Here is an 18,029-nt window from a genome sequence, read left to right as displayed (position 1 = left end):
CGCAGGTAACTCAACGAGCCACCCATGCGTGGCTCGTCCCGTTTTGATCTCATCGTCAAAAATTGCTTGACCTTGAACTTAACTTCAAACTTAGAGTTGCAACACGATCAATTGAGGTGTTCCTATGAACGTGTTCGACAAGCTGACTCTCCCTAACGGTTCGGTCATCCCCAACCGTATCGCCAAAGCCGCCATGGAGGAAAACATGGCGGATGCCAGCCAGGGTCCATCAGAGAAATTGATGCGGCTCTACGAGGCGTGGGCCAACGGCGGCGCCGGCTTGCTGATAACGGGCAATGTGATGGTCGACAGCCGCGCCATGACGGGACCGGGCGGCGTGGTCCTGGAGGACGACACGCACCTGGCAAAATTCGCGCGCTGGGCGCAGATCGGCCGATCCAGGGGCGCACAGTTCTGGCTGCAGATCAATCATCCAGGCCGTCAGATGCAAGCCAATCTTGGCCAGGCGACATGGGCACCTTCTGCGATACCGCTCGACCTGGGCAAGTTGTCCAAACGTTTTAATACGCCGCTCGCCATGACGCAGGAAATCATCGACGACGTGATCGTGCGATTTGCCCGTACCGCGCAACTCGCAGAGCGGGCGGGATTCACGGGCGTGGAAATTCACGCGGCCCATGGCTACCTGTTGAGCCAATTCCTTTCGCCGCTCGCGAACCGACGAACGGATGAATGGGGAGGAACGCTTGCGAACCGTGCGCGTCTGCTACTGGAAGTTGTCAAAGCGGTCCGTGCCGTGGTTTCTCCGCAATTCTCCGTTGCCGTCAAGCTGAACTCAGCCGATTTCCAGCGCGGCGGCTTCACTGCCGACGACGCCAGGCAAGTGGTCAAAATGCTTAACGGTTTGAAAGTCGATCTGGTTGAACTGTCCGGCGGCAGCTACGAAGCGCCAGCCATGCAGGGTGAGGCTCGTGACGGTCGCACGTTGGCGCGCGAAGCCTATTTCGTGGAGTTCGCACGCGACATCCGGAAGGTGGCGAAGATGCCGGTCATGGTCACCGGAGGGATCCGCCGTCGGCAGGTTGCCGAACAGGTGGTCAAGAGCGGTGTGGACATGGTCGGCGTGGGCACCGCTCTCGCGATCGAACCAGATCTGCCGCGGGCCTGGCAAGGTGGAAAAGACACCGCTCCTGAACTTTCCCCGATCACCTGGAAGAACAAAACATTGGCTTCGCTGGCGAACATGGCCACCGTCAAATTCCAGTTGCGCAAGCTAAGCCAGGGCATGAAAACCGATCCAGAAGTGTCGCCGCTGCGCGCATTGATACTGCAGCAAACAACCGATGCATGCCGAACTCGCAAGTACAGACGCCTGATGGCGCAACGGGCAAGGTGACCGGGTCTGACTGGGCCCATTGATACCCTCGACTGCGGGGCGGCATCGTCGGGAACTGTTCGTGCGATCCTCTTCCCGACAGCTTGCCCGCTGGCAAGAGACAGTCGGGCGTCACGTTTGCGCGGCACAGTCCCGACTGAATGCCCGTTTCTACACGCGGCTAGTACGGCCGAAATCATGCTTCTGGATCCAAACGGCCAGCATGCGTCGTCCCATCACAAACGCTGCCAAAGTCTGCTGGTTACCAGTAAATGACAAATCTGTAATCAGCGGGCAAGAGTGCTGTCATTTACCCGATCCAATAATGTCCGCACGGTATCAACGCCAACAGGGCGCCTTCAAGTCCAGTCGTCCGGGCCCACCGCCATGTCTGTCGCAGCGCTGGGCAGAGCGTGCGTATTCACCTTGACGTGAAGCGAACTGCGGGGCAGGAAACCGCCGCCTTTTTAAGGCATATCCGTTGTTCGAAACTAGCCGACAGTTATACCGCTTCCAACAGGTGATCAAACATGAGCATCGCTAAAGGCTCCTCTTTTCTTCTCCGCCATCCCACGCTCAGCGCATTTGTCTCGGCCGTTGTGGCGATCGCGGCGGCCGGATTCGGAGTGATGTATTCGGGCCTGTACGATGTATCGGCTGCATCGGGGCACAACCCAATTGTCGCCTGGGCGCTGCATAAGACCTACATGCAGTCGCTGCACCGCCATGCGGCCGGTATCAAGGTGCCGACCGACCTGATGACCGTCGCCAATGTCGAAGCCGGCGCCCGTCTCTATCGGGGCACCTGTGCGGCGTGTCACGGCGCACCGGGGCAAACGCTGAGCCCAATTGGCCAGGGCATTTTTCCGATTGCGCCGGAATTGCTAAGTGCAAGGCGCCGCAACAACCCTCAGATGATGTTTTGGGTGATCAAAAACGGCGTGAAAATGACCGCGATGCCCGCGTTCGGCAAAACGCAAGACGACCAGACCATCTGGGACTTGACAGCGTTCCTCTACAAAGGACGCGGCATTTCTCCTCAAGACTTCGACAAGCTAAGCGCTGATAAGCCGGACACCCAGCCGTAAGCGATTCCTGTTAAATGGGCGGCATCCTTTCAGCGCGAGCCCCGCCCCTTCTTTGTATCCGACGTGGCTCGTGGCACCGCTAGCCCCGCTGCCCCTTGCGGACAAAGGTGTCCGCTGCAACCGGTGTTGACTCACAGCGTGGTTGCGTCAGACATTCTTGAATGTGAGCCTGACAAAGACAGCACTCCGGCCCGCATGAACTGGCCAGCAAGAATCACAAAGGTCTTAACATCTGTGTCCCGCCTGTGCCGCAACAACGCTGACATTACGGCAAGACCCAATGCATGACCTGATCGCGAAGCACTAAGCGATGAAACAACGCCGCAGCAACATGTACCGCGATCAGTGCAAACAGCACCCACGCCGGGACTCGATGGACGTCCCCCATCGCGCGTCCGAATGCGGAACCTGTCGAGGTCAAGCCGGGGAATGGCACGACGCCCAAAAAATTTACGGTCCAGCCACGTGAAGATGCGTTGACCCATCCCAACACCGGCACGATAACCAGCGCGGCGCAGAGAAGCAAATGGGTGATCCGGGAAGCGGCACTCAATATTGGCGACAATGCGTCGGGCGGAGGCCCAGAGAGCATCCAGGGAGGAACTCGACGCTCGCAGTGGACTACATCGATGCATGTCGCCTTGACTGCGATGGATAGCTCACGGCGCACTGAGTTGCTATCCGTATATGCCTGGTGTCAGAGTTGCGCCAGACCACCGTCGACGGCGACCTCGCTAGCGGTCATGAAGCTGCTGTCCTGCGACGCAAGAAAGGCCGCCACCGCTCCGATCTCCGCCGGATCGGCCATGCGCTGGAGTGGCGTCATCGAGGCATAGGCCTTCTGACCTTCCTCGCCCAGCGCCTCCTTCGCGAGTTCCGTGGCCGTCGCGCCTGGCGACAGCACATTTACCCGGATGCCAGTGCCCTTGAGATCTTGCGCCCAGGTTCGCGCGAGGTTGCGCACGGCCGCCTTGCTCGCGCTGTACGCGCTCATTCCTGGCGCACCCGTGGTGCCCGCGCTCGATCCGGTCAGGATGATCGAACCGCCCTCGCTCATCAGCGGCAGCGCCCTCTGGATTGTGAAGATCGTGCCCTTCACATTGGTGTCGAAGGTTTCGTCGATGTGCTCGGCGGTGATCTTGCCAAGCGGAAGCATGCTTCCCGCCCCGGCATTGGCAAACACGATGTCGAGTGTTCCGCGCTCGGCTTGCACCGCCGCGTAGAGTCGGTCGAGGTCGGCCTCGTCGGAGACCGAGCCTTTCACCGCGCGGACATTGGGCCCGAGTTCGGCGACAGCGGCGTCGAGCGCCTCCTGCCGGCGGCCGAAGATGAAAACGAAGGCACCTTCCTCGATGAAGCGTTTTGCTGCGGCCCGGCCGATGCCGGTAGCCCCACCGGTGATCACAGCGGTCTTTCCATTCAGTCTGGTCATCATGTGCATCCTTCCTTGGCGTGGTTGGGAAGCAGCGAACTGCTTACTTGAGACCAGTATGCAGTTCTGATAACCTCAGTACAAGTATGCACCTTTTGGTAACTGTCAAATGAACGACTGCTCTGAAAAATGCGGTGGCCGGTACTCCTACGGGCTCGCCGCCACCCTCAGCATCATCGCGGGCAAGTGGAAGCCGTTGATCCTTTACTTCCTGCTCGACGGCCCGAAGCGCTACGGCGAACTCAAACGCAATGTCCACGGTGTCAGCGCCAAAGTGCTGATCCAGCAATTGAAGGAACTGGAGGCCGATCGTGTGCTGGCGCGGACCGACTATAAGGAGGTGCCGCCACGCGTGGACTACGCGTTAACTCCGCTCGGTCGTAGTCTGGCCGATAAGATCGTCCCGCTATGCACTTGGGGAACCGAGAACATGGCAGAGATGGTGAACGCTCTTGCCGAGCGCGACCGTTCGCTTTAGCGAGGGCAACGTGATCATCGAGACAGCGAAGCAGGTACTGGATGCGGTGATTCCCGGGCATCGCGACAAATGACGGCGACCGCCTTGTCCAACACCGCGGAACCTGAGGGCCTTATGGCAGGCGGCCTTCTTGAATTCTATTTATGAATTGCGCTCCTGATGGCGCCAACTTCCCGCGTCGTGACGGGTGGTGCAGCATTACCCCATGTACTGCGAATGAACGTCAGCACCGCAGCCATTTCAGCGTCGGTGAGTTTGCCGGCGAAGGCGGGCATTTTGCGCGGCGGCGGCCCGTCCTCGGTGTTCGGACTCGCCCCGCCTTCAACCAGCAGTCGCACCAACGACGTGGTCTGCGCCGCGAGTACCGCCGGATTGCCAGCGAGCCGGGGATATTTCTGCGCGACGCCATTGCCGTCCTGCTGATGACAACGTGCGCAGTAGCTTTCGAAAATTCCCGCACCCGGCCGTTCCACGTCGCCAGCCTTGAGGGCCTGTGCAGTTTGTGATGCGGCGCGCGACTGCCCGTCGTAATGTCCGGCCGGTTCGCGGGCAGGCAAGCTCTTCAGATATGCCGTAACCGCTGCAAGGTCATCGTCGCTCAGGTACTGCGTACTGTCCTCGATCACCTGAACCATGCTGCCGAAGGTCACGAGTCCAGCGCCATGCCCGTGCCTGAGAAACGCAGCAATATCCTGCGCGCTCATTCTTCCGAGACCTGAACCGGGGTCGCCGGTCAGATTGGGCGCAAACCAGTGGTCGTTAGTGCCGCCGGTCAGATAAAGATGCGCGTCGCCGTCATAGCCGCGCTCCTCGTAGGCGGGGCCGCGTGGTGTGTGGCAAGCGCCGCAATGACCGAGCGACTGCACCAGATACGCGCCCCGGTTCCACTGTGCGTCATGCGTCGGGGCCAGTTCGTAACGCCTGTCCGGCACGAACGCCCAGTCCCAGAACGTCAGCGCCCAACGTTGGCTGAACGGAAACGGCAGATGGGTTGGCGGAGCCGGCGCCGCGACCGGCTTTACGCCATGCATGAAATACGCGTAGAGCGCATGCAGGTCGTCATCGTCGATCTTCGCGAACGAAGGAAACGGCATCGCTGGATAAAGACGCTTGCCGCCAGGGGCGACGCCTTTGCGCAATGCCTGGGCGAAGTCGTCATAGCTGTAGCGGCCGATGCCGTTGACCGGGTCTGGCGTAATGTTCGACGAATAGATCGTCCCGAACGGCGAACTCATACCCAGACCACCCGCAAACGGCACCGTGAGTTTCGGTACGGCGCCGGGCTGCGTTGGAACAGGTGCGGCCGTGTGGCAGCCGGCGCAGTCGGCCGCCTTCGCGAGATAGGCACCGCGCGCGATTAGCACGGGGTTCGAGTCACTTTCCGGGTCTGCGTCTGCGTGTGCCGACCCTGCGCGACCCGACATGTGCATTGTCATGACCAGACCGACGAGCAACGCCGAGGCGGCAGCGATCCAGCGTGGACGCTGCGTGCCAAAAACGCGCGAGGCGGTTCGCCATCCACCCCTGCTCATGATCCCGTCCGCAGAAAATACGGCGTGAGATATAGCGTCGTGAAGATGAACAACCACACCGCATCGACAAAATGCCAGTACAGACCGCCAATGGTCAGGGCGACGCAACGCCTCTCATCAAAATAGCCGAGCGCAGTCCATATCAGCAGGAACGCGAGTACCACGACGCCCACCGCCACGTGCGCCATGTGAAAGCCCGTAATCGTGAAATAAAGTGAGCTGTAGAGTTGTGCGGTCAGCCCGTACGGATGGTTTTGCCACTCGCGCAACTGAATGCCGATAAAGACGATGCCCAGCACCACCGCTACCGACATCGAAGCCACGCCCCAACGCAACCGCCGGCGTCTCACACAGCGTTCGCAGAACCAGACGAAACCGCTGCTGACAAGCAGAATCGCCGTGTTGAGGATGCCGAGCCCGAGCTTCGGCAACCCCTCTGGGGGCCAGTTCTGCCCCTGCTGGGTCGCGAGGTAAAGATATGAAAAGATCAGATAGGCGAACAGCGACCCCTCTGTGGCAATCAACGCCAGACACCCCCACCATCCCCCCGAGCGCTCTCCAGCGCTACCAACCGGCAGCACGGTCTCGTGGTGCTGTATAGCGTCGCTCATATCAATCTCCACTGTCGCTGACGGTCTGTGGTTCGCGTTGGATCAGACTTCGCTCTGGCCAAAGCCAGACAACGATCGATACTGCGCAACCCGCGAGCATCGCCGCCGTGAACCACACCGCGTGCAGTAGCAGCCCTACGAATACGAGCGTCGCGAAGAGGCTGAGCCAGAAGGGTGTATAGGAATCCTCAGGCATCTTCAGGATCACATCCGGGCTAGCCTCAAGTGCTGTCGTGCCGAGTGCCTCCCGGCCATCACCCAGTAGAAATCCCTCGTCGAGCCTCGAACGGTCGTGCTCGCGGCGCGCTGCACCGCCGCGCTCATGTGCTGCTTCAAGCCGCTCTTCCCACAACGGATGGCGGCTGTTGATCTGCGGTATTACCGCGAAGTTGTATGGCGGCGGAGGCGAGGCGACGGCCCATTCGAGCGTCGGTGCATCCCACGGATTGTCGCCCGCCAGCGGCCCGCGTTTGAGGCTATAAAACAGGTCGACGAGGAAGACCAATACGCCCAGCGCGAACACAAACGAACCGATCGATGTGATGAGATTGACGGTGTTCCAACCCATATCCGCCGGATAGGTGTACATACGGCGCGGCATGCCGAGCAGACCGGCGATATGCATCGGGAAAAAAGTCACGTTAAAGCCGATAAACATCACCCAGAAGCCAGCCCGTCCAAGTCGCTCGCTCATCATCCGGCCAGTGAATTTCGGAAACCAGAAGTAGATACCGCCGATTACCGGGAATACGTTGATGCCAAGCAAAACATAATGTAAATGGGCGACGACGAAGTAGGTATCGGTGAGTTGCCAGTCGAACGGCACGGCTGCCGTCATTACACCCGACACCCCACCCACCACGAACAGGAACACAAAGCCTGCGAAGAACAGGAAGGGCACGCGAAATACCGGCCGCCCCGTCCAGATGGTGGCAATCCATGCGAAGGTAGCCACCGCACTCGGCACTGCAATCACGAAACTCGCAACGCCGAACACTGAAAGCACCGGCGCGGCGATGCCGGTGGCAAACATATGGTGAATCCAGACACCGAAACCGATCGCCATGGTCGCCACCGTCGAAATCGCCACCGGTCCGTAGCCCACCAGCGGACGGCGGCAAAACACCGGCAGTGCGTCGGAGACGATACCCATGGCAGGCAGGACAACCGCATATACCCATGGGTGCGCGAAAATCCAGAACAGGTGCTGCCAAAGAAGCGGCCGACCGCCGTTAAGGACATCGAAAAAGTGCGTACCGACGCGACGGTCGAGCCACAACAGGAAAAACGCGAGGCTCACGGAAGGCACGGCCAGCAGATTGCCGCCCGAGGCGGTCAGCGTGCCCCACGCAAGTACGGGGATCCGCGCAAGCGACATCCCCGGCGCCCGCATGCGCAACAGGGTGACGATGAAATTGACCGAACCGGCCGTTGTCGAGATACCGAGCAGCACCATACCGAGTGCGTAGACGTCGATATTGGGCCCGGTGTTGTATTCGAGCCCCGAGAGAGGCGCGTAGTTGAACCAGCCGGCATCCGGCGCCTCGCCAAGCGGAAAGCTCGAGTAGAGGAACACCCCGGCGAATGCGAATACCCAGTAAGACAGCGCGTTCAGACGTGGAAACGCCATATCGCGTGCACCGAGAATCAATGGCCACAGGTAGTTCGAAAAGCCTGACAGTATGGGCAGCGCGTAGAGGAAGATCATTGTCACGCCGTGCATCGTGAACAACTGGTTGTACTGCTCTGGTGTGAGTAGCGTCGCGTCAGGTCGCGCAAGCTGCACGCGCATGATCAGCGCCTCGACGCCACCCGCCAACAGGAACATAAACGCCGTCACGAGATAACGCAGACCGATGGTCTTGTGATCGACCGTCGAAAACCATCCGCGCCAGCCGGGCCGCGCTTCCCAGATTTGCCGCAAACGTTCGGCCTCCTCGCTGCCGGGCGCAATGCGGCCCACCCTCAGCGGCCGCGAAAGGGGCTGCATGTCGGCCTGCAAAGGCACCAGGGGGACCGCGGCATCGTTGACGGGTCGGCTCGCGGGTCGGGTTGTGGGGTCGGCCATCGGCTGGCGCTCCGCTCAATGCAATGTGGACAGATAGGCCGACAAGGCAGCAGCATCGGCGACGGTGAGCGCGATATCCGGCATTAACGAATCGGGCTTGATTTGTTGCGCATGCTCGATCCAGTTGAGCTGATGGGCGGCCGTATTGGTCAAGGCGCCGGCCGCAATCAGGCGGCGCGAGTCCAGATGCGTGAGGTCGGGTGCCTGGGTGCCTTGAGCATCGGTGCCACGTATGGCGTGGCATCCGGCGCAGCGCTCACCGAACACCCGCTTGCCGGTTGCAACGTCGGGGCTGCCGGCCGGCTGTGCGCCCTGTCCCTGAGCTTGTGCCGCGCGCCACGCGGCAAAGTCTGCCGGGCTTTGCGCCACCACTTCGAATGCCATGTGTGCATGTTGCGCACCGCAAAACTGCGAACACTGCCCACGGTAAACACCGGCGTGATCCGCCTCGATCCACTGCTCGTTGGTCTGGCCTGGGATGGTCTGGGTCTTGCCCGCCAGTTGCGGCACCCAGAACGCGTGGACCACGTCGGCGCTTCGCAGTGCTACCTTTACCGGTTCACCGACCGGAATGTGAATTTCGTTCGCGGTGACGAAATTGAGTGCAGGATCGGCCGCATCGTCGTAGGCCACCTTCCACCACCAGTCATAGGCGGTAACTGTGACGGTGAGCGAAGGCGGCTGCACAGGCGATGCGACGCTTTCGAGCGTAATCAGGACATACACGAGCATTGCGAGCAGCACGACCGACGAAATAGCTGTGCCGACGTAGATCCAGGCCAGCCCGCCGCCTTCGGGTAGCAATGTGCCGGGATCGCGTGGCGGCCTTCCGCGCAGGATCGCCACTACCAGAAGTAGTCCCACCAGCGTGGATACGGCGACCGCTACGGCGGTCAGCGTCCAGCCGAGCCGCATGGTGGGCGCTGCAGCGGGACCTGCGGCATGAAGGAAGTAATTAAGCGGTGCCGGCTGCTCTCCCGAGCGCTGGGCACGAGCGGCCGCCGGCACGATTAGAGCCGCCAGGATCCACAGACGAGTCGCGCCGCCAGTTGCCGTCAAGGCATCGCTCTTCACCCCCGCATCGCTCCAGCGTGTGCGCATCGACCCGATCTCCAATGCAGCCACCGACGCATCCAGAACCATCCGCTACGTCGGTGCGACACCCTGCCGTACAGCAAAAAACGGGCCGCGGGCTCTTGTCTCGCGAACTGCACGGCGAAGTGTCCGACGCCGCCCGCGTTGGCAGGGATCAGCACTGGCTGTCCGGCCTCCAGGCCACCCTGATCGAAGGGCCCTTGCCATGCGGTCAACGCCGCCTCCACGCCTACGGGGCGCAAACGTCGGGTTGCGGAGATATAAAACGCGGCGCCCACATATCAGCGCTGTCGTTCCGCCGTTGCCGGGCATGCGTGCTGCTCGGTCTCATGCACAGCCGTCATATTCGGCTGTGGTTTTTGCAAGAATTGCGAGCGGGGGCTGACCGGCTTCTGCCTGACCAAGCCGACGTGCGAGTACCTGGAAAACAGCACAAGCGGAAGATGCCTTAGGGCCGGACAGCGACGACAGGTGATTGCCATCCGGCGGCACCCGTTCGGGATGCGACACTCTCATCTCGCCGCAAGCAGATCCTCGATCATCACCGGCAGCTTGCGCACCCGCACGCCCGTTGCGTGGTACGCCGCGCTAGTAATCGCTGGTGCGATTCCGGCGAGCCCGATTTCCGCGATACCCCGGGCGCCAAGCTCATTGAAGATCGTGTCGGGGTGGTGGAGGAAAGTGACGTCGAGTTCAGGCGTGTCGGCGTGCGTCGCGATGATGTAGTCGGCCAGATTACTGTTGATCGGCGCGCCTGACTGCGAGTCGTAGCTCGTGTGCTCGAAGAGCGCCATGCCTACGCCCATCACCACGGCACCCTCGATCTGGTTGCGCCCCGCCTTCAAGTTAAGAATGCGGCCGGCATCGATCACGGTCACCACACGCGACACGCGCAGTTGCGCGATCTCCGGCTGCCACGTCACTTCGGCAAAGTGCGCACCATACGAGTGGAGCGAATATTTCTTCTTGAGCGGGTCGTCGAAACCGCCTTTCGCGCTGCCGCTACCAGAGGCCGAGCGCATCTTCGCCGCGCACAGGATCTGCTGGAACGGCACGCCTTTCGCCGCCGGCTCGTCCTTGCGGTATACCCGGCCATCGCTCATGCGCAGTTCGTCGGGGTTTATACCGGCAAAGGGAGAGCCGCTTAGCGTTGCGGCACGCGTCAGCAAAACCTTTACCGCGGCGCGCGCTGCATCCGACACCGCCGGCACGAGTGACGCCGTTGCGGCCGATCCTCCCGAGATCGGGCCGAGCGGCAATGCCGTGTCGCCGAGACCGACTTCGATCCGGTCGAGCGGCAGGCCCGTCTGGGCAGCGACCAACTGCGCGAGAATGGTATACGTGCCCGTGCCAATGTCTTGTGTACCCGAGACCACGCGAGCCGTGCCATCGTCGCGCAAGTCCACAGTCGCCTCCGCCGAAAAGCGCAGGGCGGGCCAGCTGCACGCGCCCACGCCCCAGCCAATTACGACTCCGTCGTCGCGTTTCATCGAGCCGACGCCGGGCGTGCGTTGAGCCCAGCCGAACTTCTCGGCGCCGGTCCGAAGGCATTCGACGAGGTGCCGGGACGAAAAGGGCAAGCCGCTTGATTCATCCACCTCCGGCTCGTTGCGGATCCGCAGCTCAACTGGATCGATGCCGAGCTTGACCGCCAGTTCGTCCATGGCTGATTCAATGGCGAACAATCCTGGCACGGCGCCGGGCCCGCGCATGGCGGTGGGCGAGCCCACATTGCGCTTCACTGTCGTCGACGCGACGCGCAGGTTCGGTACGCTATAGAGACCGGGAGTGAGTTCACCGCAGGTTTCGGCGTAGACATCGGCGATTGCCGTGTGATTCAGGTACTCATGCGTGAGCGAACTCAGCTTCCCATCCTGGGACGCCGATAACCGCACGCGCTGCTGCGTGAGCGGCCGGTGACCGACGTTCTGAAACATCATCTTGCGGCTGACAACGAGCTTCACGGGGCGGCCCGTATGGCGTGCCGCAGCCGCGGCCAGCAGCGAATGTGGCCACATCCAGAGTTTGCCGCCAAAGCCAGAGCCGAGATAGCGCGACACTACGCGCACTTTTTCCTTCGGAAGGCCTAGCATTTGCATGAGCGTCCCCTGATGATTCGAGACCGCCTGCGACGTCTCATAGAAGGTGTACGCATCTGCGTCGAGGCGCGCGACGGTTGCGTGCAGCTCGATCGGGTTGTGCGTCTCGACGGGCGTCACGTAGGTTTCGTCGAGGGTAACCAGCGCGCTGGCAAAGGCCGCGTCCGCGTCCCCGCGCTCGCTTTCCACCGTCAGTTCCTCGTCGGTGGAGAGCGTCGTGCTCACGTCGTGCGGCGCTGTTTCATAACTCACATGGACGGCCGCCGCGGCTGCGCTGGCCGCCTCGAAGGTCTCGGCGATAACGAGCGCCACGTACTGGCCGTAGTAGCGGATCACGTCGTCCTCAAACGGCGGCCGCGCTTCATCTACAAAGCCCGTATCCATGGAGTTGCCGGAAATGCGATAGAACTGGCCGATGTTGCCGCGATGCAGCACCGCATGCACCCCAGGCATCGCTCCGGCGGTGGCGAAATCCAGAGAGACGATTTTGCCCGCGGCTATCGCGCTGCAGACCGGCACGGCATGCAGCATGTCAGGGAAATGGATGTCGGAGGTATAGGTGGCTTCGCCGCTTACCTTCACAGGACCGTCGATGCGCGAATGCGCGCGGCCGATGACTTCGTGTACGGAATGGAGAACGTCGGACATGGTTGCTTCCTGTTTGGGGGACGGGCGGGATCAGGCCGGCGTCGTGACGAGCGTCAGCGCGTGCACGAGGCAGCGTTGCGCAAGCTCGACCTTGAAGCCGTTCTCCGATTGCGGCTGCGCATCAGCGAGGGCATCGGCTGCGGCGCGCTGGAACGCCTCCGAGCCCGGAGCGGCCCCTGTGAGCGCGGCTTCCGCCTCTCGTGAGCGCCATGGCTTCGTGCCCACGCCGCCCAGCGCCACACGTGCATGGCTTACCTTCCCGTCTACCACGGTGACAATTACCGCGGCGGAGGCGAGCGCGAACTCGTAAGACGCCCGGTCGCGCAGCTTGAGGTACAAGGAACGGCCGCCCGGCGCTGGCGGCGGCAGCGTTACGTGGGTGATCAGGTCACCGGGTTCGAGCACCGTCTCGCGTTCGGGGGTATCGCCCGGCAGCAGAAAAAACTCGTCAATGGGCACGCTGCGTTCGCCGCGCGCACCCTGGATGTGCACGGACGCCTCGAGAGCCATCAGCGCTACGTTCATATCCGATGGATTCGACGCAATGCAAGCATCGCTCACGCCGAGGATGGCCTGTGTACGGTTAAAGCCCGTCTTCGCGGCGCAACCCGAACCGGGGTTACGCTTGTTGCACGGCATGGCCGTATCGCGAAAATAGACGCAGCGCGTGCGCTGCAGGAGATTGCCGCCGGTCGTCGCCATGTTGCGCAACTGCGCGGAGGCACCCGAAAGCAGCGCTTGGGAGAGCACCGGATAGGCTCCACGGATCAGCGGATGATTGGCGAGATCGGCATTGCGCACGGTTGCGCCAATCTCCACGCCTCCAGCGGCCGTCGCTTCGATGGCGCCCAGCGGGAGGCGGCTGATGTCGACCACGCGGCCGGGCTTTTCGACATTGAGCTTCATCAGGTCGAGCAGCGTCGTGCCGCCTGCGAGGAAGCGCACCTCGGCGCCCTGTTGTGCGGTATGGGAGGTCGCGCCAACGCGGACGGCATCTTCGACATTGGAGGCGCGGGATAGTTGAAAGAGTTCCATGGCGCGCTCCTCAGGCCTTGCCGCGCACGATCTGGATCGCGGCGACGATGTTCTGGTAGGCGCCGCAGCGGCACAGGTTGCCACTCATGGCCTCGCGTACGTCGGCGTTGCTCGGGCCGACGGGCTCATCGAGCAACGCGACCGCCGACATGATCTGGCCCGAAGTGCAATATCCGCACTGATAGCCGTCGCATTCGACGAACGCGGCCTGCATGGCATGTAGCGACTGTGAATTGCCGATGCCTTCGATCGTCGTAATCTCGTCGCCTTCGTGATTTGCCGCGAAACACAGGCACGCGTTCACGCGTCGCCCATTGACGTGCACGGTGCATGCACCGCACTGGCCGTGGTCGCAGCCTTTTTTCGTGCCGGTCAGTAGCACGTGCTCGCGCAGCGCATCGAGCAGCGTGGTGCGCGGGTCGAGCGCGAGTGGATACTGCTTGCCGTTTATCTTCAATTCAACGGGCATGGTCACCGGCTGGGTGGCACGCGTATGGCTTTGCGCCTGCGGGACCTCGACCTTCGGCCCAACGGTCGGGTCGACAATACGGATGGGAGCTGACTGCTCGGTCATGACGGAACTCCTGACGGTTGGGACAAATCGCCCTGCTCGACGGCTGCCTCGAAGGAAGAATTTTGAGGTTTCTGCAAGCCAGTTGCCAAGCAAACCTCATTCCCGCGAGCGCTCGCGTTGGCGTGCACGGCTAGAATCCGCCAGGGATGCGCGCAAGGCGCAGAAACTTACGCCTATTCCCGCCCGAAAAAACGTGCAAATTCGCTTCTGATTGCTCCTGATAGGGGTCGCAAGCATCCCGGCGTGGCCGGTTGCAACAGCGAAGCCGTAACAACAGGCCGTCCACCTCAGACAATACGTCGTGCTTCGACGTGAATCTACATGAGCAGGACGCGCAACCACGTCTTCGCGAATCCCAACCTCCTGCTGCCACACCATCGGACCGCAGGACGGAGGGATTAGCACACCTATCAGAAGAGGTGCCGGAAGGAGACGAGCACCGCCGTCTGATTGAGGCTCGAGGACGGCGCGTCCGTACCCACGAGAACGGCCTGACCGAGCGGAGCCGCGAAGCCATCGGTGTGCGATGCGCGCTGATAGGCGAGCTGCATATAAACGTCGGTGCGTTTGGTCAGGTTATAGTCGACCATTCCGCCGAAGTTCCCCCAATGCGGTCGAGCCTGACCAGCCGCGCTGTCGTAATGAGACATCGTGTACGTGTACATCAGGCCGGCATAGAAGGCCGGGGTGAACTGGTACTTTGCATTGACCTCGAAGTTGTTGAACCTGAGTGAACTCGCCGGATTGGTCAGATTGCCGAAGTACTCGCTTCCGGTGACATTTGTCAGGTTCGTATGCGTGTAGATGAAACCGACCGTGGCGGCGGATGTCAGCAGGTAGTTGATACCGGCGCCGAAGATCTGATTGCGTTGGGCGGTGAAATCGGTATCGGCAGAAGAAACAGCTCCGCCAGAATTCGTGGTGTCGCTTCCGTTGACCTGCAGATATGCGCCTACGACCGTAACCGGGCCATTTGCGTATTGCCCCGCAAAACCATACAGACGGTTGTCCGCAAAACCCCCGGCCTGGTTGCTGAATGCGTACATGCCTTCAAATGTAAAGCCCGCATATTTGTTGCTGACAAACTTTGCTGAGTTGCTCACCCGGATCGAGTTGTCGGTATTGTCGTTGTCGTATACGTGCGAGAGCAGGCTGCCTGCCCAGTTTCCGTTTGCGGTCAGAGGACCAAGCAGATCAACCAGAGGATCATATTGGCGGCCGACAGTAAGCGTGCCGAAACTGTCTGACTGAACGCCCAAGTACGCCTGACGTCCGAAGATCCGGCCGCCATTCTCGAGGTTACCGGTGTTGAGGTTAAAGCCGTTCTCAATCTGGAACAGCGCCTTCAGTCCCCCACCGAGATCTTCGCTTCCCTTAAGGCCCCAGCGATCGCCGGAATCTTGCCCTGACGTCGTTTCAATATTGCTCTTACCCTTGACATTGCTTGTGTACTGCAAGCCTTCGTCAATGGCGCCATAGAGTGTCACCGTACTCTGCGCAAATGCATGCATCGGCACGGCAACGGCAACGGCACCGGTCGCCGTCAAGGCAAAAAGCGCATTCTTCAATTTTTGTTTCATGTTTCGATCGACCCTGAAAGAGAGATTGATTGGGTTTCCAAACCTTCTTCGACGCCCCAAAACTTCGTGGACAACGAAAGACTAAGTTGGACGAAATTACGCTCACCTGAAATACAGTTTTGACCAAAATCCGTTGCCGATGCCCCACAGATCGATCGATCAAACCTGTGTAAAGCATCTTCACCTTTCGTACATATTTCGCTTTCCTAATTATTCGAAGCGAGCTGAGTATCGCAATACGGTTCATCTCTTACACGCTCACGATCAGGCCGCCGTCCACTCGCATGACTGACCCGGTCACATACGATGCCGCTTCGCTGGCGAGGAAAGCGACGGCCTGTGCGTACTCTTCAGGCTTCCCATACCGCCCGAGCGGAATCGAGCCGGTACTCTCCGCCGTTACTTCCTCGACCGTACGCCCCTCCCGCCCAGCCTTCGCCTCATCGAGGAAGCGAATCCGATCCGTGCCAATGCGGCCCGGTACGACAAGGTTCGCGGTGATGCCGTCACGACCGACCTCCCGAGCAAGGGTTTTGGACCAGCCAACCAGTGACATGCGCAAGGCATTCGAGATCGCCAGCCCAGGAATTGGGGCGACCACACCCGACGACGCACTCGTCACCACCCGGCCCCACCCTTTCTCTTTCATACCAGGCAGCACGCGGTCGGTAATTCCGATCACCGAGAGCACCATGGAGCGGAAGTGCCTTTCCCATAAATCTGCGGGCTGGCCGGAAGCCGGCGTCGGCGGCGGTCCGCCGGTGTTGTTCACGAGGATGTCGACGCCGCCAAATCGCGTCTCGATTGCGCCGACACGGGAGTCGATGACAGACAGATCGCCGAGATCCCATTCCAGCGTCATTGCTTCGCTGCCAGTTTTGCGGACGGCATCGGCGGCGGATTCCAGCGCCGCGGGGTTGATGTCCGCCAGCACAACCTTCGCCCCTTCGCGCGCAAGGGCTAGCGCAATTGCACTACCAAGGCCACCGCCCGCACCCGTTACAAGTGCGACTTTGTCTTTGATTCCCAGATCCATGTCGTATCCATTCTGTCCGGCAATGCTGCCGGCTTGCGTTGAAATCCGGCCTGCCGACCGGTCGTGTCAATCAGAAGCAACGTGTTCCACCGCCGGGCTTCCCAGCCGCCACGATGTGCTCATAGGCGCAGAACCAGCATGGGCGGAATGCATGGCTGGCCTCAGTGACAATCCGTCCCGATGCGGAACGTCACGCCGGTAGTGCGCCACGGCGAAATCGATGAAGCTACGCACTCGCGGCGTCATGTAGCGATGCCCCGAGTACAGCATCCAAAGCGTGCGCTCGCCGTTCTCCAGTTCACACCCCTCAAGGAGCGGCACGAGTGAGCCGTCCTGCAACTCCGTCGCGACCAGCGAAGCGGGCAAACGCGCGATGCCAAGACCCGCTTTGGCGGCACGGATCAAAGTCAGCAGATTCGAGGAGATGAACACCGGCCGTAACGGTATGCGCTGAACTCCGTATGCATCGCCGAATTCCCAGCAACGAACGCACGGTTCGGAAGTCGACAATACGTCGTGATTGGCAAGGTCGGCGGGCCGCGTCGGTGCCCCTCTTTGGAAGAGATAAGCTGGCGAGGCGACGATCACATCCCGGAACTGGGTCAGCGGGCGGCAAACCAGCGTGGAGTCGCGCAGCCGCCGCTCAGCAACAAAGCACACGTCGTAGGTGCCTACCGCGAGGTCCTGCGTCGACGCAAAAACCGTGAGTTCAAAATCCACGCGAGGCGCTTCCTCGCGGTACCTGGCGACCAGCTCGGTCAGCTCCGCAGCGGCAAACGATTCGTGCGCCGCCACCTTGAGTGACCCACCCGCTTCACGTGCGGCCGAGCAGACGTTTGCTTCGAGTGTCTCCAGCTGGCGTAAAAGCTCCCTGCAGCCCTGCCAGTATTCATGCCCCGCCTCGGTAAGCGTCACGCTTCGGGTGGTGCGGTTCAGCAGTCGCAGATTGAGATATGTCTCCAGCGCCGCAACACTGCGAGTCACCATCGCGGTTGAAACCCGCAACTCCTTCGCAGCAGTGGTGAAGCTCAGTGACTCGGCGACCTTGGCGAACATGCGCATGGCAGAGATCTGGTTCATGTTCCTATGACCCTCAATGGAGCAACTGTCTAGCCGGCCATCCAGCCGCCATCGACCATCAGGTTGATGCCAGTAACGAAACTCGCGAGAGGACTGGCAAGAAACAGCGCTGCGCCGGCAACGTCCTCTGGCCGCCCAAGTCGCGGCCACGGCGTGCGCTGACGGGAATACTCCAGAGCGCGAGGATCGTTCGCAGCACCAGGCTTACCTGTCCCCCGGTGTCATAGTAGTTGTCGCCTCTGAATTTTTTTAATTTGAAGAAATCAGAGGTGTAGGTTGAAGACGAAACAAACGTATTCTGTCGAGTTCAAAGAGCAAGCGCTGTCGAAGGTCTTGC

At 61.0% G+C, this 18,029-nt stretch carries 15 protein-coding genes and 2 pseudogenes; 3 read left to right on the top strand and 14 right to left on the bottom strand.

The window, feature by feature from the left end; genetic code table 11:
• The first annotated feature begins 124 nt into the window (after nucleotides 1–124).
• A complete protein-coding gene (locus tag FQ755_RS24265; protein WP_144157557.1) occupies nucleotides 125–1,357 on the top strand; it encodes an NADH:flavin oxidoreductase/NADH oxidase family protein in 1,233 nt (410 codons plus the stop codon).
• 509 nt (nucleotides 1,358–1,866) lie between these two features.
• Nucleotides 1,867–2,424: a c-type cytochrome gene (locus FQ755_RS24260; RefSeq protein WP_144157556.1), complete on the top strand. Its 558-nt coding sequence runs from the start codon at nucleotides 1,867–1,869 to the stop codon at nucleotides 2,422–2,424.
• A 265-nt stretch (nucleotides 2,425–2,689) separates the two neighbouring features.
• Here FQ755_RS24260 and FQ755_RS24255 read toward each other — a convergent pair whose 3' ends face one another.
• Both FQ755_RS24255 and FQ755_RS24250 read right to left on the bottom strand, forming a co-directional pair.
• On the bottom strand, nucleotides 2,690–3,016 hold the full coding sequence (locus tag FQ755_RS24255; protein WP_144157555.1) for a cytochrome b/b6 domain-containing protein: 327 nt from the start codon (nucleotides 3,014–3,016) through the stop codon (nucleotides 2,690–2,692).
• A 105-nt stretch (nucleotides 3,017–3,121) separates the two neighbouring features.
• Nucleotides 3,122–3,856: an SDR family NAD(P)-dependent oxidoreductase gene (locus tag FQ755_RS24250; RefSeq protein ID WP_144157577.1), complete on the bottom strand. Its 735-nt coding sequence runs from the start codon at nucleotides 3,854–3,856 to the stop codon at nucleotides 3,122–3,124.
• 109 nt (nucleotides 3,857–3,965) lie between these two features.
• Here FQ755_RS24250 and FQ755_RS24245 point away from each other — a divergent pair, with 109 nt between their 5' ends.
• The gene (locus FQ755_RS24245) at nucleotides 3,966–4,334 is read left to right on the top strand and encodes a winged helix-turn-helix transcriptional regulator (protein ID WP_144157554.1); all 369 of its coding nucleotides are present in this window, start codon (nucleotides 3,966–3,968) and stop codon (nucleotides 4,332–4,334) included.
• A 137-nt stretch (nucleotides 4,335–4,471) separates the two neighbouring features.
• Here the strand turns inward: FQ755_RS24245 and FQ755_RS24240 are convergent, their stop codons facing one another.
• The 12 genes and pseudogenes from FQ755_RS24240 to FQ755_RS24185 all read right to left on the bottom strand — a co-directional run.
• Nucleotides 4,472–5,758, bottom strand: coding sequence for a c-type cytochrome (locus tag FQ755_RS24240; RefSeq protein ID WP_260858843.1), 1,287 nt, complete (start codon nucleotides 5,756–5,758; stop codon nucleotides 4,472–4,474).
• 104 nt (nucleotides 5,759–5,862) lie between these two features.
• Complete coding sequence (locus FQ755_RS24235) at nucleotides 5,863–6,477, bottom strand: heme-copper oxidase subunit III (protein WP_144157553.1); 615 nt, start codon at nucleotides 6,475–6,477, stop codon at nucleotides 5,863–5,865.
• A 1-nt stretch (nucleotide 6,478) separates the two neighbouring features.
• Nucleotides 6,479–8,467, bottom strand: a complete 1,989-nt coding sequence (gene ctaD, locus FQ755_RS24230) for a cytochrome c oxidase subunit I (protein WP_260858842.1) — start codon at nucleotides 8,465–8,467, stop codon at nucleotides 6,479–6,481.
• Nucleotides 8,468–8,560: 93 nt separating this feature from the next.
• Nucleotides 8,561–9,688 (bottom strand): cytochrome c oxidase subunit II, encoded by a 1,128-nt coding sequence (gene coxB / locus FQ755_RS24225; RefSeq protein WP_260858836.1) that lies wholly within the window; start codon nucleotides 9,686–9,688, stop codon nucleotides 8,561–8,563.
• Between the two features lie 44 nt (nucleotides 9,689–9,732).
• Nucleotides 9,733–9,861: pseudogene (locus FQ755_RS38295) on the bottom strand (NADP-dependent oxidoreductase); the annotation flags it as partial.
• Nucleotides 9,862–10,152: 291 nt separating this feature from the next.
• Nucleotides 10,153–12,387 (bottom strand): xanthine dehydrogenase family protein molybdopterin-binding subunit, encoded by a 2,235-nt coding sequence (locus FQ755_RS24215; protein ID WP_144157550.1) that lies wholly within the window; start codon nucleotides 12,385–12,387, stop codon nucleotides 10,153–10,155.
• Nucleotides 12,388–12,417: 30 nt separating this feature from the next.
• Complete coding sequence (locus tag FQ755_RS24210) at nucleotides 12,418–13,422, bottom strand: FAD binding domain-containing protein (protein ID WP_144157549.1); 1,005 nt, start codon at nucleotides 13,420–13,422, stop codon at nucleotides 12,418–12,420.
• Nucleotides 13,423–13,432: 10 nt separating this feature from the next.
• Nucleotides 13,433–13,996 (bottom strand): (2Fe-2S)-binding protein, encoded by a 564-nt coding sequence (locus FQ755_RS24205; RefSeq protein ID WP_144157548.1) that lies wholly within the window; start codon nucleotides 13,994–13,996, stop codon nucleotides 13,433–13,435.
• 410 nt (nucleotides 13,997–14,406) lie between these two features.
• On the bottom strand, nucleotides 14,407–15,576 hold the full coding sequence (locus FQ755_RS24200) for a porin (protein WP_144157547.1): 1,170 nt from the start codon (nucleotides 15,574–15,576) through the stop codon (nucleotides 14,407–14,409).
• Nucleotides 15,577–15,826: 250 nt separating this feature from the next.
• Nucleotides 15,827–16,612 (bottom strand): SDR family oxidoreductase, encoded by a 786-nt coding sequence (locus FQ755_RS24195; RefSeq protein ID WP_144157546.1) that lies wholly within the window; start codon nucleotides 16,610–16,612, stop codon nucleotides 15,827–15,829.
• A 66-nt stretch (nucleotides 16,613–16,678) separates the two neighbouring features.
• Nucleotides 16,679–17,692: a LysR family transcriptional regulator gene (locus FQ755_RS24190; RefSeq protein WP_144157545.1), complete on the bottom strand. Its 1,014-nt coding sequence runs from the start codon at nucleotides 17,690–17,692 to the stop codon at nucleotides 16,679–16,681.
• A gap of 29 nt (nucleotides 17,693–17,721) precedes the next feature.
• Nucleotides 17,722–17,877: pseudogene (locus FQ755_RS24185) on the bottom strand (SDR family oxidoreductase); the annotation flags it as partial.
• Nucleotides 17,878–18,029 lie beyond the last annotated feature (152 nt).

The sequence above is a fragment of the Paraburkholderia sp. BCC1885 genome, from assembly GCF_900996235.1.
In the GTDB taxonomy this organism is placed as follows: domain Bacteria; phylum Pseudomonadota; class Gammaproteobacteria; order Burkholderiales; family Burkholderiaceae; genus Paraburkholderia.
This window is presented reverse-complemented; position numbering and strand designations above follow the sequence as displayed.